Annotated in this window: 16 protein-coding genes and 2 tRNA genes; 7 read left to right on the top strand and 11 right to left on the bottom strand. The window is 68.1% G+C overall.

Going from position 1 to position 21,864, the window contains the following annotated elements; translation table 11 throughout:
- The first annotated feature begins 103 nt into the window (after nucleotides 1-103).
- Together ACIA8G_RS34960 and ACIA8G_RS34955 are read left to right on the top strand one after the other, a co-directional pair.
- Nucleotides 104-778: a helix-turn-helix transcriptional regulator gene (locus tag ACIA8G_RS34960; RefSeq protein WP_396423288.1), complete on the top strand. Its 675-nt coding sequence runs from the start codon at nucleotides 104-106 to the stop codon at nucleotides 776-778.
- Nucleotides 779-946: 168 nt separating this feature from the next.
- A complete protein-coding gene (locus ACIA8G_RS34955; RefSeq protein ID WP_396423008.1) occupies nucleotides 947-2,512 on the top strand; it encodes a tyrosine-type recombinase/integrase in 1,566 nt (521 codons plus the stop codon).
- 39 nt (nucleotides 2,513-2,551) lie between these two features.
- On the opposite strand, the gene ACIA8G_RS34950 is transcribed toward ACIA8G_RS34955, so the two are convergent.
- The 7 genes from ACIA8G_RS34950 to ACIA8G_RS34920 form a co-directional block, all read right to left on the bottom strand.
- A tRNA-Arg gene (locus tag ACIA8G_RS34950) sits at nucleotides 2,552-2,627 on the bottom strand.
- Between the two features lie 41 nt (nucleotides 2,628-2,668).
- Nucleotides 2,669-2,758: transfer RNA gene (locus ACIA8G_RS34945), tRNA-Ser, on the bottom strand.
- 155 nt (nucleotides 2,759-2,913) lie between these two features.
- Nucleotides 2,914-4,860: an acetoacetate--CoA ligase gene (locus ACIA8G_RS34940; protein WP_396423007.1), complete on the bottom strand. Its 1,947-nt coding sequence runs from the start codon at nucleotides 4,858-4,860 to the stop codon at nucleotides 2,914-2,916.
- Between the two features lie 77 nt (nucleotides 4,861-4,937).
- A complete protein-coding gene (locus tag ACIA8G_RS34935; RefSeq protein ID WP_396423006.1) occupies nucleotides 4,938-5,693 on the bottom strand; it encodes an ESX secretion-associated protein EspG in 756 nt (251 codons plus the stop codon).
- Complete coding sequence (locus ACIA8G_RS34930; RefSeq protein ID WP_396423005.1) at nucleotides 5,690-6,973, bottom strand: PPE domain-containing protein; 1,284 nt, start codon at nucleotides 6,971-6,973, stop codon at nucleotides 5,690-5,692. The genes ACIA8G_RS34935 and ACIA8G_RS34930 overlap by 4 nt, the downstream gene beginning before the upstream one ends.
- Nucleotides 6,970-7,473, bottom strand: a complete 504-nt coding sequence (locus ACIA8G_RS34925; RefSeq protein WP_396423004.1) for a hypothetical protein — start codon at nucleotides 7,471-7,473, stop codon at nucleotides 6,970-6,972. Before ACIA8G_RS34925 ends, ACIA8G_RS34930 begins: the two co-directional genes overlap by 4 nt.
- A gap of 138 nt (nucleotides 7,474-7,611) precedes the next feature.
- Nucleotides 7,612-8,253: a dienelactone hydrolase family protein gene (locus tag ACIA8G_RS34920; protein WP_396423003.1), complete on the bottom strand. Its 642-nt coding sequence runs from the start codon at nucleotides 8,251-8,253 to the stop codon at nucleotides 7,612-7,614.
- Between the two features lie 76 nt (nucleotides 8,254-8,329).
- Between ACIA8G_RS34920 and hisC the strand changes: the two genes are divergently transcribed.
- On the top strand, nucleotides 8,330-9,397 hold the full coding sequence (gene hisC / locus ACIA8G_RS34915; RefSeq protein WP_396423002.1) for a histidinol-phosphate transaminase: 1,068 nt from the start codon (nucleotides 8,330-8,332) through the stop codon (nucleotides 9,395-9,397).
- Here the strand turns inward: hisC and ACIA8G_RS34910 are convergent.
- The 4 genes from ACIA8G_RS34910 to ACIA8G_RS34895 form a co-directional block, all read right to left on the bottom strand.
- The gene (locus ACIA8G_RS34910; protein ID WP_396423001.1) at nucleotides 9,387-10,136 is read right to left on the bottom strand and encodes a sulfite exporter TauE/SafE family protein; all 750 of its coding nucleotides are present in this window, start codon (nucleotides 10,134-10,136) and stop codon (nucleotides 9,387-9,389) included. The genes hisC and ACIA8G_RS34910 overlap by 11 nt on opposite strands.
- A 124-nt stretch (nucleotides 10,137-10,260) precedes the next feature.
- Nucleotides 10,261-13,368 (bottom strand): SdrD B-like domain-containing protein, encoded by a 3,108-nt coding sequence (locus ACIA8G_RS34905; protein ID WP_396423000.1) that lies wholly within the window; start codon nucleotides 13,366-13,368, stop codon nucleotides 10,261-10,263.
- 203 nt (nucleotides 13,369-13,571) lie between these two features.
- Nucleotides 13,572-16,190 carry an SdrD B-like domain-containing protein gene (locus ACIA8G_RS34900; protein WP_396422999.1) on the bottom strand — a complete coding sequence of 873 codons (2,619 nt, stop codon included), beginning with the start codon at nucleotides 16,188-16,190 and terminating at the stop codon, nucleotides 13,572-13,574.
- 14 nt (nucleotides 16,191-16,204) lie between these two features.
- Nucleotides 16,205-18,808, bottom strand: coding sequence for an SdrD B-like domain-containing protein (locus ACIA8G_RS34895; protein ID WP_396422998.1), 2,604 nt, complete (start codon nucleotides 18,806-18,808; stop codon nucleotides 16,205-16,207).
- Between the two features lie 291 nt (nucleotides 18,809-19,099).
- Here ACIA8G_RS34895 and ACIA8G_RS34890 point away from each other — a divergent pair, with 291 nt between their 5' ends.
- The 4 genes from ACIA8G_RS34890 to ACIA8G_RS34875 all read left to right on the top strand — a co-directional run bounded on the left by ACIA8G_RS34890 (nucleotide 19,100) and on the right by ACIA8G_RS34875 (nucleotide 21,490).
- The gene (locus ACIA8G_RS34890; protein WP_396422997.1) at nucleotides 19,100-19,519 is read left to right on the top strand and encodes a helix-turn-helix transcriptional regulator; all 420 of its coding nucleotides are present in this window, start codon (nucleotides 19,100-19,102) and stop codon (nucleotides 19,517-19,519) included.
- A gap of 10 nt (nucleotides 19,520-19,529) precedes the next feature.
- Nucleotides 19,530-19,934 carry a VOC family protein gene (locus ACIA8G_RS34885; protein WP_396422996.1) on the top strand — a complete coding sequence of 135 codons (405 nt, stop codon included), beginning with the start codon at nucleotides 19,530-19,532 and terminating at the stop codon, nucleotides 19,932-19,934.
- A 162-nt stretch (nucleotides 19,935-20,096) separates the two neighbouring features.
- Nucleotides 20,097-20,807, top strand: a complete 711-nt coding sequence (locus tag ACIA8G_RS34880) for a class I SAM-dependent methyltransferase (protein ID WP_396422995.1) — start codon at nucleotides 20,097-20,099, stop codon at nucleotides 20,805-20,807.
- Nucleotides 20,808-20,872: 65 nt separating this feature from the next.
- Nucleotides 20,873-21,490: a hypothetical protein gene (locus ACIA8G_RS34875; RefSeq protein WP_396422994.1), complete on the top strand. Its 618-nt coding sequence runs from the start codon at nucleotides 20,873-20,875 to the stop codon at nucleotides 21,488-21,490.
- Nucleotides 21,491-21,864 lie beyond the last annotated feature (374 nt).

Below are 21,864 nucleotides of genomic sequence, written 5' to 3'. Positions count from 1 at the left end.
GATCCCCCGACTCGAATGTCTGTCATGCGAACAGTCGAATCAGTGTCGATGACTCTTGAACTGCTTGTCAAGCGAACAGGCGAGATGTCAGGATGTGCCCGTGATGGAAGCGGAGAGTGTCGGTGCCGTCGTTGGCAAGAACCTGGAGCGCCTGCGCCGACGCGCCCAGATGACCCAACACGAAGCCGCGCGCCTGTTCGCACGTCGTGGCGCGCCACTGAGCCGTAGCAAGATCGCTGCCATCGAGGCCGGCGAACGAACACACCTGACGTTCGCCGATGTGCTCGTCATCGCGCACACGTACAACGTCGAGGTGGCCGAACTGTTCGACGGACATGGCCCTGTCGCTATCGCCGAACATGTGGTCCTGTCCCGGCCGGTGATCAGAGGTCTGCTGAGAGGAACGAATGTCCCGGAAGGCTCAGTCAGCTGGGACCCCCAGACACACCAAGCTGAACTCCTCCGGATTGCAGATGTTCGCGCGGAGGGCGACGCGGTGACCGTCGGCAAGTTCCGCCTGGCGGATGCCGATCACGCGCTGGCACAGCGACTCAATGTCGCCCCGCAGATCGTTGTCGACATCGCTCTGCAGATTTGGGGCAACACGCTTACCGAAGAGCGCGACGCGAGAGTCTCGCGGTTCGGAGCGTTGGACCGCGGCGAACGACACGCCCACCGCGGACACATCACCCGAGAGCTGTCACAAGAGATCGAAGCCGAGCTGGCCAAGCAAGGCCAGATCACTCAACACGAAGAGGAGATCGACGAGCAAGAGTGAGCGCTTCAACAAAGAAGATCGAGCTGACGGACGGGACCTTCGGGTACCGGCCCGTGATTGACATCGAACGAGATCTGAACGGCAACGCAAGCAGCCGACCAAGGAAGCTGCAAGTAGCGGCCTTCAAGGCGAGACGTCGAGCAGACGAACAGGGAAGGGGGTGACCGAATGAGCGGAAGCGTGACCCGGAGGTGCCGGTGCCGCGACGAGAACGGGAAGGACCTGGGCTCGAAGTGCCCGAAGCTGTCCCAACGCTCTCACGGAGCCTGGCGGCTCCGTCAGGAGCTGGAGCCGACGGCTGAGGGCAACCGCAGAATCTTCCGGAGGCAGGGCTACGAGACGCAGACGGCGGCTCAAGGCGACCTGGACAAGGTCCGCGGCCTGCTGGGGCTGGGCGAAGGATCGAAGGAAGACGCGGAAGCGGTCTCCGCAATGCTCGACGCGCTCGACAAGGACGAGCCGATCCCGGACTACGAGGAGACGGCCCGCAAGCTGCGGTCCGGCCAGAACCTGGTCGAGAACCTGACGATCGGTGAGTGGCTGGACCGATGGCAGGCTCAGGAGTCGCATCGCCGCGCGACGGAGCTGTCCTACGAGTCGCATGTCCGGCTGTACCTCAAGCCGAAGATCGGTGACGTGCGGGTCGACCGCCTGACTGTCAGCCACATCTCGGAGATGTTCGCGAAGATCAACGACGACAACGACCGGATCGTCGCCACCAACGACGACCGCCGGGCGCTGAAGGCGCGGATCAAGAACACCCGGAGCCGTGCGGAGAAGCACGTGCTGCGTGGCCAGCTCGACCAGTTGGCACCCTTCCGGCGGCCGGTGGGTCCGACCAGCCAGGCACGGATTCACGCGACGCTGAGGGCCGCCATGAACGACGCTATCGCGGAGCAGAAGACAACGTTCAACGCAGCGATGCACTACACCGTGTCGGCGAAGCCACCGAAACCGTTGGTGTGGACGCCGGAGCGGGTCGAGGAGTGGCAGCGCACCGGGAAGCGTCCAGGGCCGGTGATGGTGTGGACGCCGGAGCAGGCCGGGATCTTCCTGGACTACGTCGCGATTCACGACCCGGAGTGGGAAGCACTGTGGCACCTGGCGGTGAAGCGCGGCCCGCGCCGAGGTGAGCTGGCTGGCCTGCCGTGGACGGAGCACTCCGCGCTCGACGCCACCGTAACGATCTCCACCCAGCTGACGGAGGTCGACTGGGAGGTCGTCGAGGGCGAGCCGAAGTCTGAGGCGGGCGAGCGCGTCATCCCGCTGGACGACGAGACCAACGGGCACTTCCAGACACGCAAGGCCCGGCAGGCCGAGCGTCGGTTGAAGCTGGGTCCGGCCTGGGTCGACTCCGGCCGGGTCTTCACCCTGGAGGACGGGTCCGCGCTGCGGCCCAGCTCGATCAGCGACCGCTTCGAGCGGCTGTGCAAGGCGGCCGGACTGCCCCCAATCCGGTTGCACGACCTGCGGCACACGGCGGCAACACTGATGTTGGCGGCCGGTATCGACATGAAGGTGATCCAGGAAACATTGGGTCACTCGCAGATTCAGACGACCGCGAACCTGTACACGAGCGTGCTGCCCAAGGTGGCACGAGAGGCAGCGGAGAAGACAACCGCACTGATCCCCCGGACACCCGCCAGGGCACCCACCAGAACGCTCGGGTACCCATCGGGCACCCCCAAGATCCACACGACGAATTCGGAGGTGAGGGAAATGGCCGGCGCATAACAAAACCCCAGCTAGACCGAGGTCTGTCTGGGGTTTGTGTGGCGCGCTCGACAGGATTCGAACCTGTAACCTTCTGATCCGTAGTCAGATGCTCTATCCGTTGAGCTACGAGCGCAGGTATTTAATTGTAACCGATCCCCAAGAGGCTCGGCCTTGCGGAGGCTCCGGGATTTGAACCCGGGATGGGGGGTTACCCCAAACCGCATTAGCAGTGCGGCGCCATAGACCAGACTAGGCGAAGCCTCCCGGGACCATCCTTGGCCACGACGCATAGGTTACACAGGTCCTCAACCGAGTTGCAAAACGCCCCCCTCGAACCCCAGAACGTGCAGCTCAGGGCACGTGCAGGGGGATCAAGAGGGGCGTTGAACCGCAGTTCACGCAACCAGGAGTGACCTAGATCATCCTGATGCGAGTTCCAGGAACGGTTGGAGGGACTCGGGATTGCGCAGGGCGTCGCGGCTCACGGCGCGGTCGACTTCCATGCCGGCGAGGATCTTCTTGACCGGGACCTCGCACTTCTTGCCGTTCAGGGTGCGCGGGATCTCGGCCACCGCCACGAAGCGGTTCGGGATGTGGCGGGGTGACAGGGATGTGCGGAGTTCCTGGCGCAGCAACGGTTCCACGTCGGCCAGCGACACGCCGTCCAGGACCACGAAGCACAGCAGCTCGCCCTCGGTGACGCCCGAGGTGTCGATGACGAGCGAGTCGACGACGCCGGGCACGCCCTCGACGACGCGGTAGAACTCCGAGGTGCCCATGCGGACGCCGCCGCGGTTCAGGGTCGAGTCGGAGCGGCCGTAGATCACGGCGGAGCCGCGCGGGGTGATGCGGATCCAGTCGCCGTGGCGCCAGATTCCGGGATATGTGTCGAAGTACGCGTCGCGGAGGCGTGAGCCGTCGGTGTCGTCCCAGAAGAAAACGGGCATGGACGGCATCGGTTGCGTGATCACCAGTTCGCCGACGGCATCGACGACGGCTGCGCCGGACTCGTCGAATGCGTGCACCGAAGCGCCCAGGGCCCGGCAGGAGAGTTCGCCCAGCCAGACCGGGCGGTCCGGGGAGGCGGCGACGAAGGCCGTGCAGAGGTCGGTGCCGCCGGAGACGGAGGCGATCTGGACGTCCTTGCCCACGGCCGATGCGATCCAGCGAAAGCCTTCTGGCGTCAGGGGTGCGCCGGTCGAACCGACTACGCGCAGGCCCGTCAGGTCGAAGCGGGAGGACGGGTCGAGGCCCTCCTTCAGGCACGACTGGACGTACGGCGCGGAGGTGCCGAAGTAGGTCACGCGGTGCTGTTCGGCCAAGTGCCACAACGTGTTCAGCGACGGGTAGGCCGGGCTGCCGTCGTACAGCACGATCGTCGTGCCGACCAGCAAGCCGCCCACCAGGTAGTTCCACATCATCCAGCCGGTGGTGGTGAACCAGAAGAAGCGGTCGCCGGGGCCCAGGTCGCTGTGCAGGCCGAGCATCTTCAGGTGTTCCAGGACGATGCCGCCGTGGCCCTGGACGATGCCCTTCGGCAGGCCCGTGGTGCCGGACGAGTAGAGGACCCAGAGCGGGTGGTCGAACGGGACCGGCGTGAACTCCAGGGCAGCGCCGTCGAACGAAGCGATCAGCTCCGAGAACGAGTGCGTGTCCGGCAGCGAGGCGCCGTTGTCCAGGTAGTCGATCAGGACGGTCGCGCGCAGGGACGGGATCTGCGAGCGGATCTCCTCGACCACCGGGCGGCAGTCGAAGGACCGTCCGTTGTAGACGTAGCCGGCGACCGCCACGAAGACGGTCGGCGAGATCTGGGTGAAGCGGTCGGCCACGGCTCGGGTGCCGAAGTCCGGGCTGCAGGACGACCACGTGGCGCCCAGCGAGGCGGCCGCCAGGAAGGCGATGAGGGCTTCGGGGGCGTTCGGCACGAGTGCTACCACCCGGTCGCCCTCGACGACGCCCAGGGACACCAGTGCGGCCCGGAAAGCGGCCACTCGCGAGCGCAGGGCGCCGAACGTCAGCGAGGAGGTGACGCCGTCCTCGCGGTGGAAGATCACGGCGAGCTCGTCGTCGGCACCGCGGCGCAGCGCGTGCTCGGCGTAGTTCAGGGTCGAACCGGGGAACCACGAGGCGCCCGGCATCGACGAGGAGCCGAGCACCCGTGACGGAGCGGAGTGGAACCGGACGTCGAAGTACGAAGCTATGGCGCCCCAGAACCCCTCGAGGTCGGAGACGGACCACTCCCACAGCGACTCGTAGTCGGGGAGGTCGTGGCCACCTTCCGTGCGCAGCCACGAGCGAAAAGCGGTCATCCCGTTGTCCCTCGTGGGGTCGGGGCGCCACAGCAGTTCGACGTCGGTGTCGGTCATGCCCCCATGTCTAGTTGGTGCAGAACCGCACGTCCATGTGTGATTGGCGGACTTGCGTTCACCCGCCTGTGTAGTAACTACCCGGCCACCAGCAGCTCGTCGACCGCGCTGGTCAGGCGGGCCGCGTCAGCCGGCGCCAGCACGAGCCAGCCGTCCTGCTTGCGCAGGAGGTAGCGGCCTTCACGGGTATCCAGCCAGGACACCGAGCGGCCGGTCGGGCGGGGGTTGCCGTCGCGGTTGCGGGCGGTCAGGCCCAGCTCGCCGCCACCGATGCGAGTGGTGACGATCCGCATCAGCGTGTGCGCCTCCGGCTCGCGGATGCCGGCGTCGCGCAGCACGTCCAGGAACGCCTGCTTGCCGTCCTGCTCGCCTGCCTGGCCCGCTCGCAGGTAGTCGTCCCAGCGCACGTTGACGGCGCGGCCGTTGCCAGGAGCGAGGCCTGGCAACGATGACACCGTGGCCGAGGCCAGCGAGGTCGGGCGAAACTCGCGCAGGTGCACCTCGTCGTTGACACGGGCGCCGAACGCACCGCTCCAGCCCGCGCACGCGATGCCGCGGGCCAGTTCGGTGCCCTTGAAGTACGCGATCTCCAGAGCGCGATCGAACTCGCCGAGGCCGCTCACCAACGCCCGCAGGTCGGGGTCCGGGCGCTGCACGGTGCCGAGGCCACGCGCGTGGAGGGTCTGCGAGCTCTGTTCGACGAGGCGTTGCCGCGCCGCCCGGGTCGTCCCCACGTGGGGAGTGCCGAGCGGCACGGCGCGGTCCTCGCCGTGCACTGCCTGCCACAGCAGGAAGAACTCCTGCGAGCTGACCGTGTACTGGCGTTCGCTCACTGACCGATCACCGGCGGGGCCGCCTTGCGGTCCAGACCGAAGACGTTGTCGTCCTCTTCCAGATAGCTCGCGGTCTTGTGCTCGCGGTCGTCGTCACGTCCTCCGCCGCCGGCCGCGGGAGCGCCACCCATCGGCGCGCCACCCATCGCGAGCGGGTTCTGGAACGCCCTGGTCTGGCCACCGGTCGCCGAGGACGCGGCCGCGGCAGCCGCTCCGGCACCGCGCGCAGACTCGTTCACGCCGGCAGCGCCACCGGCGCCGCCACCACCACCGGCTCCAGCGCCACCGCTTTGGCTGTTGGAGTTGGGCCCGAAGCCGCGCCCCATCCGCATGCCACCGGCGAAACCACCGGCGCCACCTCCACCGCCGCCACCCGTGCCGGCGCCGTAGCCGCGCGACGAGGTGTTCGTGGTGCCGCGGTTCTGCCCGGACGTGCTGGTCGCGACCGTGCCACCGGCGCCGCCCGCACCACCGTCCGGAGTCGAGGTGCGGCCGCCGCCGTGCTCGGCGCCGGTCAGCACCGGGTTCACCGGGTTGATCGGGTTGACCGGAGGCGTGAACTGCGACGGCACGGTCTGGTCGACCGCGGCCGAGTTGCGCTGGAACGCCGCCATCACGTCCGCCGCGAGGCGGTGCTGGGCGTCGCCGGCCGCGAGTGCCTCGACCGGGCTGGTGCCCACGGCCGCGAAGCCGCCGAACTCGCCGGGCAGCGTGGTCACCAGGCGCGGCTCGCTCTGCACGGCGATGTACTCGCCCGCGCGCTCGGCCAGGATCGGGTTGCGCAGTCGCGAGATCGCCGGCGTCGGCGGTGGAACGGGGACCGGGGCCGGGACCGGCGCTTCCGGCGCCTTGGGAGGCGGCGGCATCGCGGCGCGGGCGGCCTCGACGTTGGTGGTCTCGGTGGTGATCGCCGACGAGACCTTCAGCGCGTAGGACGCCGTGTCGTCGACCCAGTTGGTGACCTCGGTGAGGCCGTCACGGGCGAGCCGGGCCGACTCGCTGTCCCAGCCCACCTCGGAGTCCTTGACTGCCTTCAACAGGTTCGTGCGCACGCCGGAGATCTCTTGGCCGATCTTCTGCCAGTTCGTCGCGGCGGCCTGCGCACCGGCGAGGTTCACGCCGGTGTGGACCATGTTGTAGAGCTGCTCGTGCGTGTAGACCATCCAGTCGACCGGCTCGTGCAGGTCGTCGCGGTCGTACCCGCCGTCGTTGTGGTGGTGCTGCTGCGACTTGCCTTCGCCCTCGTGGTCCTTCTTGTTGTCCTGCGACCGCTGACTCACCAGGGCCCCCCTTGCTTCGTGATGTTCTGCTGGACATCCTCGTCGGCCTGGCGGGTGGTGTCGCGGTTCTTGCTCAACGCGTTGCTGATGTCGTCGAGGACCTTGAACAGGTCCAGCAACGCCTTCGCCGCACCCGAGTCCTCGCTGACAGCGAGCTCGGAGAACCGCGCGCTGATCGCCTTGGCGACCGGGTTCTCACCGAACTGCAACGGAGTCGCCAGCTGGTCACTGGCCCGCTTCCACAGTTCCATCACGTGGTCGCGCGCCTCGTCGACGGCCTTGATCAGCGCGTCCGCGGCGTCCTCGTCCAGCGTCAGCTTCCCGCTGACAGCAGCCTGGTCGAGCTTGGCGGCGGCATCGCTCGCCACCGCCTTGTCCACCAGCATCTGTTGCTGGAGGACAGGTTTCGCGGCTGCCAGCTGCTCCGCGGTCAGCGGCGTCGTGGTCGCCGTCGTGACCGCAGGCGTCTCGGTGCCTGTTGTCCCAGTGCCTTCAGCCATCCTCTACTACCCCCTGCACTGCTTACTACTCGTCGCCGCAGCACTGGGTGTTACCAACAGCTACACCCAGTCAGCCGTCCGAAGCACTCCTTAGATGTACCCGGACGACGGTTCGGTTCCAATCCGCCGTAAAGACTCTTACCGCATATGTGCGTCGAACCAGTTCAACGCACGAGACCACGCTTCGTCACTGGAAACGTCGAAACGGACCACATCGGACGCAGTTTCGGAGCTGATCACAGCATCCCGAAGCTTGCTCACTTCTTCCGAGTCGTCGTCGCGGTAGATGCCGAGCCACGGACAGGTGAGGTCGCCCGCCACGTCCACCAGCGCGGGAAGGCCGTCCGAGAGCGGCTCGAGGATGCCGGGCCCCTGCACGGTGACGGCGGCACCGATCGTGCGGCTCGCGGCGACCACCATCGCGACCGTGCCGCCGGTGTCGAAGCCGACCACACCCATCCGGTCCGCGCCCACCCCCTGCTGCCCCAGCCAGACGAACGCGACGTCGGTGTCCTCCAACAGGCGGTCACCCGAAAGCTTGCTGACCTGATCCTTGATGTCGTCGCCATGGACGCGATCCGCCTCGTAGAGGTGCGGCGCGATGGCGAGCCAGCCCTCCGCGGCCAGGCTGCTGACGAGCGTTCGCACGCCCTCCGTGATGCCACGAGCCTCATGGAGCACCACAAGCCCGCCGCGCACGGCTGAGTCGGGTTCGGCGATCGTCACCCTCAGCTCACGGCCGTCGGTGAGGGAGAGCGTCTCGGTGCGGGTAGTGGTCATGTTTCTTACCCTTCCACGGCGAGGTGAACCCAAGTCAACGTGACCAATCGGACGGAGCAATGCGAGGATCGGGCGCATGAGCGTGCGAACCCGTGCTGACCTGGCGTCCTTGCCCGCCTACGTGCCCGGCAAGTCCATCCCCGGCGCCATCAAGCTCGCGAGCAACGAGGTGTCCGCCGGACCGCTGCCCAGCGTCGTCAAGGCGATCGCCGAGGCAGCGACCAGTATCAACAGGTACCCCGACTCGGGCAGTGTTGAACTCACCGCCAGGCTCGCCGACAAACTCGGCGTCCCCGCCGATCACCTGGCGATCGGGTGCGGCTCCGTGTCCTTGTGCCAGCAGCTCGTCCAGGCCACCTGCGGCGAGAACGACGAGGTGCTGTTCGCGTGGCGGTCGTTCGAGGCCTACCCGATCATCGTGCACGTCGCGGGCGCGAAGCAGATCCGCGTGCCGCTGACCTCCGCGCACGAGCACGACCTGGACGCCATGGCCGCGGCGATCACGCCGAACACGCGCATGGTCTTCGTCTGCAACCCGAACAACCCGACCGGCACCGCGCTGCGCACCGAGGAGATCGAGGCGTTCATCGCGAAGGTGCCGTCGGACGTGCTCGTGGTGATCGACGAGGCCTACAAGGAGTTCGTCGACGACGCGCACGTCCCGGACGGCGTAGAGCTGGCCAAGCAGCAGTGGGCAGCCGGCCGCGACAACGTGGCGGTGCTGCGGACGTTCTCCAAGGCCTACGGTCTCGCGGGCCTGCGGATCGGTTACGCGGTCGCGCAGCCGGCCGTCGCCGAGGCGCTGCGCAAGGTCTACGTGCCGTTCAGCGTCAACGCCCTGGCCCAGGTCGCCGCGATGGCGTCGCTGGACGCCGAAGAGGAGCTGATGGTCCGCTGCCGCGCGATCGTGGCGGAACGGATCCGCGTGCGCGGCGAACTGCTCGCGCTGGGCTACGAGGTGCCGGAGACCCAGGCGAACTTCGTGTGGCTGCCGCTGGGCGAGCGCACGGCCGCGTTCAACGAGCACTGCCTGGCGCACAAGGTGGTCGTGCGCGCGTTCGTGGGCGAGGGTGCCCGCGTGACGATCGGCGAGCCGGACGAGAACGAGGCCTTCCTGACCGCAGCACGCGCTTTCACTTCATGAGCAGCTGAACGATCGCCGCGACTCCCACCACCACGATGACGCCGCGCAGCACGGCGGGTGGGAGTTTGCGGCCGATCTTGGCGCCGATCTGCCCGCCGACCACCGAACCCGCGGCCAGCAGCAGCACGGCCAGCCACGCCACGTCGGCGATGAAGATGAACAGCACGCCCGCGACCAGGTTCACGAACGCGGTCAGCACGTTCTTCAACGCGTTCATCCGCTGCAGGTGCTCGTTGACGAGCACGCCCATGATCCCCATGACCAGCACGCCCTGCGCGGCACCGAAGTAGCCGCCGTAAATGCCGGCGGCGAAGACACCGAGCCACAGCAGCACGCCGCCGTCGGTGTGGCTTCGCTTGTGCGCGAGCTTGCGGTTGAGCCACGGCTGGATGACCACGAGCACCAGCGCGATGACGATCAGCACCGGCACGATCGCGGTGAACGCCTTGTCCGGCAACGTCACGAGCAGAATCGCACCGACGATCCCGCCGAGGATGCTGGCCGGCAGCAGCCGGGCGATCCGGCTCTTCTGCCCCTTGAGCTCGTCGCGGTAACCCCACGCACCGGACAGCGAGCCGGGGACGAGGCCGAGGCTGTTGGAGACGTTCGCGACCACGGGCGGGTAGCCGACGGCGAGGAGCACGGGGAACGTCACGAGCGTGCCGCTGCCGACGACGGTGTTGATGCCGCCTGCGAACACACCCGCGATGACCACCGCGATGGCTTCCCAGACCGTCATACCCACCCCCTTACCCAATGGTTAGCGACGCTAACACTCCGTTCGGACCAGCGAAGTGTGGCGCTTATGACAGCAGGGCCGGCACTCAGTGTGAGTGCCGGCCCCGTGGGTGGATCTTCAGTTGTTACGCGAGCTTGCGCCTGCCGAGCACGCTGGCGCCGAAGCCGAAGGCCACGAGCAGCGCGCCGATCAGGCCGAGGCCCAGCACGCTGGCACCGGTCTTGGCGAGCACGACCTCAGGCGTCGCGGGCGCTGCCGGCGCACGCGGGGTCGCGTCGGGCCGCACACCAGGATCCACCGGCGGTGCCGGAGCCAGTTCGACCGGCACCGTGAAGTCCACGGAAATGTCGGCGTAGACCCGCACGGACACGGACTCCCGAGCCGGGTCCGGCAAAGGATCGCCGGGCAGGTGGAAGCTGACCAGCTGGTACTTGCCGACGACCTTGAGGTCGTAGGCACCGACCGGCAGACCTGGCAGGGAGAACCTGCCGTCCGCACCGGACTTCACCCGTGCCGCGTCGGCGCCGGTGTACGGGTCGACGACGACGATCTCGACACCCTCGACACCGTCACCCTCGAACGGCCACTGGCCGTCCGGGTCATGCAGCGCGGTGCCCTTGAGCTCGCCGACGCCGCTGAGCAGTCGAGCGATGTCGGTCGCCTTCGCAAAGCCCATTCTCGGGTGCAGCTCCGGGTTGCCGAAGTCGCACGAGGCGTTGAAGTCACCCTCCATGCCCGTCCTGCCCACGGTCTCGGTGACCGAGAGCGTGAAAGTGGTACCCGCCTTGATGGTCAAGCCGGCTTGGTTCTGCCGCAGGTCACCCCAGCTCGGGTCGGAGCCGAGCGGGTAGACGCAGTACGCCCTGACACCGGTGAGGTCCTTCGAGCCGGTGTTGGTCAGCGTCACCGTGAGACCGGCGCGGTCACCGGGGGCGTACTTGTCCTTGTCGAGGACAAGCTTCGCCGTCAACGACTCGTTCAACGGCCGCACCGCACGGCGTTCGAACTGCTGGTTCGAGCCGTCGGTGACGGTCCACTTCTCACTGAAGCTCAACCCCGGCTCCACGACGAGCCAGCCGTCCTGCAGGGAGTACGACACGGAGTAGACACCGGCGGGCAGGTCGCGGAACTCGAACCTGCCGGCCGCGTCCGTCGTGGCGCTCTTGCTGAACGTGGGGGCATCGTTGCTGTACACGAAGATCTGCGCGCCGGACAGTTCCTCGCCCGCGTCGCGCTTGCCGTCGTCGTTGCGGTCGGCGTAGATGACACCGCTGACGTTGCCCTGGCCACCGACCACGGTCGCCCGTGCAGAGAAGTTGTTGTCGTTGTAGTTCGCGTCAGAGCCTTGGGCGCCGACGGAGCCCTCCAGCCGCATCACCGGCCCCTGCGGCTTGGCGTCGTACTCGAACGTCCTGGTCTCGCCTGGGCGCAGGCTGACAGGCGAATTGTGGTGGTCGTTGAGGTCACCCCAGCGCGGTTCGTCCAGGAGCGCCCGCTGCTGGAGGTAGTCGGGGTAGAACGTCTCCTGCAGGTACACGCGGGACGCGGTCGCGGTCCCCTTGTTCGTGATGCTGACAGTGACCTTGACCGGCTCACCGCGCTCGTAGGCCTGCTTGGAGAACCGGACGTCCACCGTGAGGTCGCGCTGGGCGGGCACCACGAAGATCAGCCGGTCCGACCCTGACTCGGTGGGCTCGACGTCGATTCGCGTGGCGCTGCCCGCGAACTTCCAGTCACCGCCGACCTCACCGTGGTACTTGCCGATGGGCAGGTCGGTGAAGGTGACCCGAGGGCCGAACGCGGACGCCACCCGCTTGCCGGTGGCGGGGTCGGTCAGGAAGAAGTCGGCGTTCTGGGCGTATTCGTCCTGTTCCAGCTGGCCGTTGCCGTTCTTGTCGTGCACGAGCGTCGCGCTCCACCTGCCGACGGAGCCTTCGACCGTCGCGGTGTCGCGCGCTTCCGGGCCGCTGGCGTCGTAGGACGCGTTCGGCTCGAAGTCGCAGTGCACGACGACCTCGCCGCGATCACGAGCGGCCGTGGGCACGATCTCGTCGAAGGTCATCGTCCTGGTCTCGCCGGCGCCGACGGAGAAGCCTCCGCTGCCAGGGCCGATCAGGGGCAGCATCAGGTGGTGGTCGTCGCCGATGCGGTTGCAGCCCGCCTGGACGCCCTTGATCTCGCTGGTACCGGTGTTGGTGACGACGACCGTGACCTTCGCGGTCTCGCCCGACCGGTACCGGTCCTTGTCGAGCGAGACGCTCGCGCGCAGGACGTCCGACCACGGCCGTTCCGCCAAGGTGATCACGTTCGTGGTGGTGTCCGGCTGGACGAAGTAGCCGATGGTGCCCTGGTTGCGCACGACCCAGCCGTTGGGCAGCGCGTAGAAGGCGTTGTAGGGGCCGGCCGGGATGTTCGTGAAGTGGAACAGGCCTTCCCCGTCGGTCACGGTCTGCTTGCTGCCGGCCGGGGTGCCGTTGCTGATGTCGACGATGCCGCCGGAGATCTGCTCGCCCTGGTCATAGCCGCCGTTGCCGTTCTGGTCGGCGAAGACGCGTCCGGACAGGTTGCCGAAGGCCTGCGTGACCGGGACGGTGGCGAAGAAGCCGTTGTTGCCGAGGTCGGCGTCCTCACCGGTCAGTGCGAAGACACCCGCGTAGGTGGCCTTGCCGTTGTCGAGCTCGCCGAACGTCCCGTAGACCTCGAGGAGGCGGGACTGGCCGGGCGCGAGGTCCACGCCGGGACCGTCCCAGGCGAGGTCGCTGTACCAGTTGGGGTGGACCCTCAGCCCGAACGGCTGGAACGCGAGCCGCACGCCGTGCGCGACCGCGGTGCCCTTGTTCTCGATCGTGATGCTGGCCCAGGCCCCCTCGTGCGACCGGTAGCTCGGCTGCTGGAACCGCGCGGACGCCACGATGTCGGGCTTCTCGTCGCTGGTCGCCTTCGGCAGCTTGCGCTCAGGCTGCTGGGGCGTCGGCTGGGGCTGGGGCGTTTGCGCAGGCGGCTGTACAGGTGGCTGCGTCGGTGCCTGCGTCGGAACCGACGGTTCCGAGGTCGGCGCCGGCTCGGTCGACGGCGGCGCGGGCTCGGTCGACGACGGTGGCGCCGGCTCCGTGGACGACGGTGGTGGTGGTGTCACCGTTTCCGTCGGCGTCGGCACGGTGCTCGTCGGGTCGTCCTGCGCGAACGCGGAAGCGGACATACCGCCGAAAGCCAGAACGGCAGCGGTGGTCAAGGCCCCGAATCTGAGCAGGGCACGGCTGACCGATCTCTCGGACATGGAATCCCCCAAAGACCCCATAGACGGTGGTCCACCGGCGTCATAGCCCCCGCACGCGCCTAGCAGACTCGGGCAAACTACCCGACTTCCCGCATTTCGGGGAAGCCGTTTCCAACATCAACAATCCACTCAGGACAGTGGCGTGCGCCACCCTCCTCTCAGGCGGTTTTGCGGCGACCGGCGATCCGGGCACCGATGCCGAACGCCACCAGCAGCGCGGCGACCAAGCCGAGCCCCAGCACGCTGGCCCCGGTCTTGGCGAGCGCGCCCCCGGTGCCGCCACTCTCGGTGCCACCGCTGTTGTCAGGCGACGGACGCTCACCCGGCACCACGAAGAAGGGCGTCGTCTGCTCGCCCTCGGCGAAGAGGTACACGCGGCCGCCGTCGTCGCCCTCGAACTTCCACGGCCCGTCGACCCACGCCCAGAACTCGCCGGCAGGAACACTCTCGAACCGCACGTTCCCGTCCGCGTCCGAGGTGGCCTCGACGACGTTCGCGCCGTTCTCGCGGTGGGTGCGCAGCACGATGCGCGTGCCGGCGATGGCCTCACCGGGGTCGACCACGCTGTTCTTGTTGCGGTCGTGGGCGAGCCGGCCCTTGAGCACGCTGGAACCGCCGGGCACGCTGGCCCAGTCGTAGCCGCGTGGGCCGTCGGTGTTGCGCGCCGCGTTCGGCGCGAAGTCGCACTCGACGACCACCTTGTGGAACAACCTCGCCCCGGCGGGCACCTCCTCGGCGGCGACGAAGGTCTTCGTCTCACCAGGGCCGACCGTCACGCCCTTGCCCGGTGGCAGCAGTTCGCCCCAGCCCGCGCTCACACCCTCGTGGGTGTAGTTGCCGAACTGGTTGGCGTAGGGAGACTCGCTGCACTGCGCCGTGATCCCGCTGAGCGTCTGATTGCTCGTGTTCGTCAGCTTGATCGAGATCTTGGCTTCCTCGCCGATGACGTACTCGGTCTTGTCCAGCACCACGGTCGCCTTGAGCATCTCGCTGTACGGCCGCTCCGCACGTGCGGTCAGCTGCACGACCGGACCCGGCTCCACCCGGACCGTCTCGTTGTCCTGCGCGGTGTGCACGAGCCACCCGCCGGCCAGCGAGTAGTGGACCGAGTAGTCGCCCGACGGAACGTCCGCGAACGAGAACCGGCCGTTGGCGTCTGTCACGGCAGCCAGGTGGACGTAGGGAGCACCGCCGCCGAACCCGACCTCGGCACCCGCGACGGCCTCGCCCGGATCTTGTTGTCCGTTGTGGTTCTTGTCCGCGTAGACGACGCCCTCGACAGCACCGGTGGTCTCCACGACGTCGACCTCGCCGGAGTAATAGCTCTGATCGGCGTTCGTCCTGCCGATGAAGTCGATGCCCCCGTAGAGGGTCAGCTTGCCGTTGGAGAAGTCGCGGATCTTGCCCGAGACGCTGAAGGTGCGGGACTCGCCTGCCGGGATCTGGAGGCCGGGACCGTCCCACCGGAAGTCGCCCCACTGTTCGTCGGGGACCGCCATGTCGTAGACCGAGTGGAGCAGCCGGACGCGTTCGGCGACCTGGCCGCCGTCGTTCGTGACGGTCAGGTCGAAGCGCACAGTTTCATGCGACTCGTAGCGTTCCTTGTCGAACTTCACCGTGCTGCGCAGCTTCACGGGACTCGCTCGCTTCAGGAACCGGTAGCCGAAGTCGCCACCGTCGGTGATGCGCACCAGGCTGCCGCCGGCATCGGCGAACGCCCACGGCCCGACGACCACCGCGCGGTAGTCGCCGACCGGCAGGCCGGAGAACTGGATCTTGCCGTCCGCGCCGCTCGTGCCCTGGGCGACTTGCCCACCGGTCTTCGGGTTCAGGAGAACGATCTTCGTGTCCCTGACGGCCTCGTCCCCGTCGATGCGCTGGTCGGCGTTGCGGTCCTCACCGATCACCACCGTGTAGCCACCGGCGACACCGTTCACCGCCGCCGTCCTGTGCACGGCCGGGCCATCGGTGTTCAGGTCGACGACCGGTGCGAAGTGGCAGTCGAGCGTGACGAGGCCCCGCTTGCGGCCGGCCGGCGGGACGGCTTCGGGGATCGTGAACGTGCGCTGCTCACCGGGGGCGAGCGTCACGCCGTCACCGGTCAGCACCCGCCACCCCTGTGCGCGGCCGAGTCCGTGTTCGACCTCGACGCTGTCGCAGTCGGCCGAGATACCCCTGAGCTCGCGGTCCGAGACGTTGGTGAGCGTCAGCGTGACCGTCGCGGTCCCCGGGAACTGATAGCTGCTGTGGTCGAACGACGCGGCGGCCTTCAACTGTTCCGAGTACGGCCGCTCGGCGCGCACCGCCAGCTCAACCGGCTGGTTCACGACGACGGTCAGCAGGGGATCTTCGGCGTGATGCACCACCCAGCCGTCGGCCAGCTCGTACACGGGCAAGTAGGCGCCGGGCTGGATGTCGCGGAAGCTGAACTTTCCGTCCGCGGCGCTGGTCGCCTTGTGGGTCTGGCTCTGGTTGTCGCGGTCGCGGATCAAGGTGACCTTGCCGCCCTCGATCGCCTCGCCGGGATCCTGCTGCCCGTTGCGGTTCTTGTCGGCGTACAGGACGCCGGACACGCTGGTCTCCTTGGCCGGCGGGGGCGCCTGCGCCTCGCGCGGCGGCTGTGCGGGTTCCGAGGTCGGCGGTGTCGGCGTCGACGTCTCGGTCGGCACCGGCGAAGTGCTCACCGGGTCGTCCTGAGCGAACGCCGTGCCGCTGACTGCCAGCAGGGCGGCGATGCTCAGGACCGCGATCGTGCGCGGCTTGCGGGACAAGGGCATTGACGACACCTCCCTCAGTTGGTCCTGCGGCGGCCGGCTACGCGGGCACCAATGCCGAACGCGACCAGCAACGCGGCGACGAGGCCCAGACCGAGCACGCTGGCGCCGGTCCTCGCGAGGGCCTTCGTCGCACCACCGCCGCCTTCGGGTTCGCCGGCGCCGGTGCCGGGGTCGGGATCAGGGCTGGGCGGCGGACCTGGCACCACCGGGAACCCCACCTCCGACAGGAAGCCGGCCTGGACCTCGAGGCGGCCGCCGTACTCCCCTTCGAACTTCCACGGGCCGTCGACCCACGCCCACCACGATCCAGGGGGAACGCCTTCGAAGCGCGCGTTGCCGTTGGCGTCCGAGACCGTCTCGGTGACGTTGGCGCCGTTCTCGCGGTGAGTGCGCAGCACGATGCGGGTGTTGGCGATGGCCTCGCCTGCATCGACTTTGAAGTTCTTGTTGCGGTCGTAGTAGAGCGGGCCCGCCACCGTGCCGGTCCCGCCGGGCACGGTGGCCCAGTCGTACACGCGCGGGCCGTCGAAGTTGTAGCCGATGTTCCGCGCGAGGTCGCAGAAGACCTCCACCTTGCGGTAGCGGGCCGCGGCGGCGGGCACCTTCTCGACACCGACGACCGACCTCGTCTCGCCGGGGGCGAGCGTCATCCCCGCGCCTCGGTGGCTCAGCTCTTCCCAGCCGGGCACCTCGTCGGCACCGCCGCCGAGGACGTTCGGGTCGTTGTTGCCGTTGCACCCGATCTGCAGTCCCTCGACCGCCCGGTCGCCGCGGTTCTTGACCGTGAGGGTCATCCTGGCTTCCTCGCCGACCGCGTAGTCGGTCTTGTCGAGCGTCACGCTCGCGGTGAGGACCTCGCTGTCCGGCCGTACCGCACGTGCGGTGAGCTGCAGCGTCGCCTCTGGTTCCACCCGAACCTGCGGGTTGCCGCGCTCGATGCGCACAAGCCACCCGTCGGCCAGCGTGTACGAGACGTAGTAGTCGCCTGTCGGTATGCCCGCGAACGAGAACCGGCCGTCGGCGTCGGTCGTGGCACTCAGGTACTGGTCGGGGGAACCGCCGTTGAGCTCCACCTTGGTGCCGGGAGCGGCCTCGCCCGGATCTTGCTGGCCGTTGCGGTTCTTGTCCGCGTAGACGACGCCTTCGACGGCACCGGTGGTCTGCACGATGTCGGCCGTGGCGTCGGCGTAGCTGGTGGTCGGGTTCGGCTCGCCGAGGTAGTCGATCTCGCAGTGGACGCTCAACCTGCCGTTGCCGAAGCTGCGGATCTTGCCGGAGAAGCTGAAGGTGCGGGACTCACCGGCAGGGATCTGGACGCCGGGACCGTTCCACCCGAAGTCGCCGAATTGCTCGTTGGGGATCCTGACCTCCCAGAACGAGGGCACCCGGACGCGTTCGGCGGTCTGGCCGCCGATGTTCGTGACGGTCAGGTCGAAGTGGACGGTCTCGTGGGACTGGTAGCTCGGCTTGGCGAACTTGGCGCTGACGCGCAGGTTCGCCGGACTCGCGTGCTTCAGGAAGCGGTAGCTGAAGCCGCCTTCCGCGGTGATGCGCACCGTGGCGCCGGCGGGGTCGGTGAACGCCCACGAGCCGATGAGCACGGCGCGGTAGTCGCCGGCGGGCAGGCCGGTGAACTCGATCTTGCCGGTCCCGTCGCTCGTGCCCTCGGCGGCCTGTTCGCCGGTCTGCGGGCGCAGCAGGAGGACCTTCGTGTTCTTCGCGGCCTCGTCGGCGTCGATGCGGAGGTCTCCGTTGCGGTCCTCGCCGAGCACCATCGTGTAGCCGCCGGTGCCGCCGCTCACGGTCGCCTGGTCACCGGCGGCCGGGCCGTCCTTGTTCCAGTCGGCCTGCGGTGCGAAGTCGCAGCCGAGCCGGACGAGGCCCTGCTGCTGGGCGGCCTGCGGGAGGGCCTCGTCGATCGTGATCGTGTGCTGCTGACCGGCGGCGAGCGTGACTCCGGTGCTGGTCAACGTGGTCCAACCGGCGCCGCGGCCGAGCGCTTCCGCGGACACGTCGCGGTCGCACGCCGCTTGGATGTTCTTGATCTCGCGGTCCGTGGTGTTGGTGAGGGTCAGCGTGATCTTCGCGGTCGCCGGGTAGCGGTAGTCGTCGCGGTCGAGCGCCGCCGTGGCCTTGAGCTGCTCCGAGTAGGGCCGCTCGGCGCGTGCCGTCAGCTCGGCCGTCTCGTTCGCGGTGACGGTCACCGGGTCGCCCAGGTAGTTCTCGCGGTGCACGACCCAGCCGTCGGCGAGCTGGTAGGACGGGTGGTAGGTGCCGGGCGCGAGGCCCCGGAAGCTGAACTTGCCGTCCGCGGCGCTGGTCGTCTCGTGCTTGGAGCTGTCGCTGCCGCCGAAGATCTCGACCTTGCCGCCCTCGATCGCCTCGCCGGGATCCTGTTGCCCGTTGCGGTTCTTGTCCGCGTACAGGACGCCGGACACGCCGGTCTGCTTGGCGGGCGGGGCTGACGCAGGCTCGTTGCTGGGCGGCGGTGCGGCTTCCGAGGCCGATGGCGGGGGTGTCGACGTCTCGGTCGGCACCGGCGAGGTGCTCGTCGGGTCGTCCTGTGCCAACGCCGCAGCGGACGTCCCACCCAGCGCCAGCAGGGCCGCGGTGGTCAAAGCCGTGATTCTGCGCAGGGCGCGGCTGACCGACGTCTCGGACAATGAATCCCCCAGTGACCCCAATGGTGTTGTGACTTGCCGGCGCTGAAGCCCCCGCACACGCCCGCAAGACGTCCGAAAAGTACCGCAGCCCACCGCGTTCAGGGAAGTATCTGCAGATCACGGGCTATGAGGAACGCGGTTCTGCATCATTTCAAGATTTTCTGGCGACGAAGGCAACGCGATGCAGGGGAAGCGCGTGAGCAAAGCGCGGACAGCTGTGTCCGCCGCCGGTGGCATGCTGTTGCCGTGACGCCGGAAGACCTCGCGCACCTGCGCCGGGCACGCGACCTGATGGACCGCGAGTACGCGAAGCCGCTGGACGTGCCCGCGCTGGCCCGCGCGGCCCTGATGTCGCCGTCGCACTTCGCCCGCCAGTTCCGCGCGGCGTACGGCGAGACCCCGTACGGCTACCTGATGACCCGGCGGATCGAGCGCGCGAAGTCGTTGCTGCGGCTGGGCACGATGTCCGTCACGGAGGTCTGCATGGAGGTCGGCTGCACGTCGCTCGGCTCGTTCTCCTCGCGGTTCACCGAGCTGGTCGGCGAGACGCCTTCCGCCTACCGGGCACGGACGCACGAGGCGCTGGCCGCCGTGCCGGGATGCCACCTGAAGGGCCTCACGCGACCGAGCAGGTTTCGAGAAGCGTCCGGTGGCCGGCCTGCCTAGGGTCGGTGGCATGAAGCTTTCGCACACGTTCCTCTTCGTCCACGACCAGGACGCCGCGCTGAAGTTCTACCGCGACGTCATCGGCCTCGAGGTCCGCACCGACGAGTCCGTCGAGGACTACCGCTGGCTCACCGTCGGCCCCGCGGACCAGCCGGACGTCGAGATCGGCCTGTCCCGCATCGGCCCGCCGATCCCGCCGACCGACTACGAGACGCTGAACGCGTTGCTGGCCAAGGGATCCCTGCAGGGGCTCATCTTCGAGATCGACGACGTGGATGCCAAGTTCGAGCAGGTCAGTGCGGCCGGCGCCGAGGTCATGCAGGAGCCGGTCGACCAGTTCTACGGCGTCCGCGACTGCGCGTTCCGCGACCCGTCGGGCAACATGATCCGCTTCTCGACCCCGCGCAAGGTGTAATTCGCTTCTGGTTTCCGGCGCCGGCGTGGTTCAGTGGAACCTCCTGGCGCACACACGAGACAAGGCCGATGCCATGAGCACCCCCGGACACACCGGGCGCGCGCTCTGCCCTGCCCGGTGACACATCGCTGATTCCGTTCGCGATCACCAGGAGCATCCACCTTGAAGTGGTACACCGATTTCTTCACCGACCTCGCAAACGATTTCTGGCGCGGTGCCGTCCAACCGGCCCAGACCAGCGCCGAGGTCGACTTCATCACCGGCTTCGCCGCACCGGGCGCACGCGTGCTGGACGTTCCGTGCGGCAGCGGCAGGCACAGCATCGAGCTGGCCCGCCGCGGCCACCGGGTCACCGGCCTGGACATCTCGGCCGACGCCATCGCGCACGCCCGCGCGCTCGCTCCCGAGCTCGACTGGCGGCAGGGCGACCTCGCCGAGCTCGCCGGCCAGGACGTCGTCGCCGACCTGGCCATCTGCATGGGCAACAGCTTCGGCTACCTCGACCACGCGGGTTCGCAACGTTTCCTCGCCGACCTGGCCTCCGTCGCACCGATTCTGGTGATCGACTACGGCTGCTCGGCCGAGGCGTTGCTGCCGCAGCTGCCGGGCGAGCTGCGGATGTCGGCGGGCGGCGTCGACATGGTCGCCGTCAACACCTACGACGTGGCCGGAGGGCGGCTGCTGATCGACTTCACCTTCACCGACGGTGAGCGGACCCAGCGGTCGACCTGCGTTCAGCACGTCTACACGGCGGCCGAGCTGACCCGGATGCTGCAGGCGGCCGGGTACGCCTCGGTCGACCTGTACGGCGACACCGACGGAGGTGCGTTCGAGGTCGGCAGCCACCGGTTGCTGGCGGTCGCGCGGCGCTGACGTTCGGCCAGCTATTTGGCGTTTTTTGACCAGTTCCGCTGACCGGAAGAAGATTCACATTTCCATTGACCTCTCCCCTGTCCCGGTGGCTTCATTTCTTCAGAAACGGCATCAGGACAGGGGAGATTGTCTTGCGTTCAGGGGAATCCAATCGCCGTGCTTTTCTCACCAACACAATCCGGCTCACCGCCGGCGTCGCCGGACTGACGGTCGCCGGCAGCGCACTGACCGCGCAGGCCGACGTGACGATCCAGGGCAACCAGGGCAACTGGCGCTTCTGCACCAAGTGCTACGGCCTGTTCTTCTACGGCTATCCCACGGACGGCGTGTGCCCGGCCGGCGGCGCACACGGCATGGCCGGCTACAACTTCATCCTCCCGCACGACGTTTCGGAAACGTCGACCGCGCAGGGCAACTGGCGGTTCTGCACGAAATGCTTCGGAATGTTCTTCCGCGGCTATCCGAGCGACGGTCGCTGTCCTGCGGGAGCAGGGCACGACGCGGCTGGATACAATTTCGTGCTTCCGCACGACGTTCCGGCAACGCCCACTGCTCAGGGCAACTGGCGGTTCTGCACTAAGTGCTTTGGAATGTTCTTCTACGGCTATCCGACCAACGGCGTGTGCGCGGCCGGCGGCGCACACGGCATGGCGGGCTACAACTTCGTGCTCCCGCACTCCTGAGCCGGGACATGAGCGGGGGCGGTACGCCATTTGGCGCACCGCCCCTGCTCGTATTGCGGAAGCGGAGGGATTTGAACCCCCGGACGGTTGCCCGTCTCCCGCTTTCAAGGGATTGGCATGGCCGTTCAGGCATGTTCACAGAGGTTCTTTACGCTGGTCAGCGACCCCATAGGGCAACGACCGAACCCTCGTGAACGGCCACGTATGAGACTGCCAGGTCAGGTCTCGTGCCGCGTGATCGTCCCTTACTGAGCGTTGGAAGCTCATCGCAGTCGCCTTCGGCTCACGCTGCCGTGACCGTGCCGCCGGCCGACGGGCGCGGAGCGAGGCGAGAGACCGCTCTGCCGGGATGGATTTCTTGAACCGCGCTACAG

Origin of the sequence: Lentzea sp. NPDC051213, from assembly GCF_044455585.1 — a bacterium.
GTDB lineage: Bacteria > Actinomycetota > Actinomycetes > Mycobacteriales > Pseudonocardiaceae > Lentzea.
The sequence above is the reverse complement of the archived record's forward strand: the minus strand, read 5'-3'. Positions and strand labels throughout refer to the sequence as shown.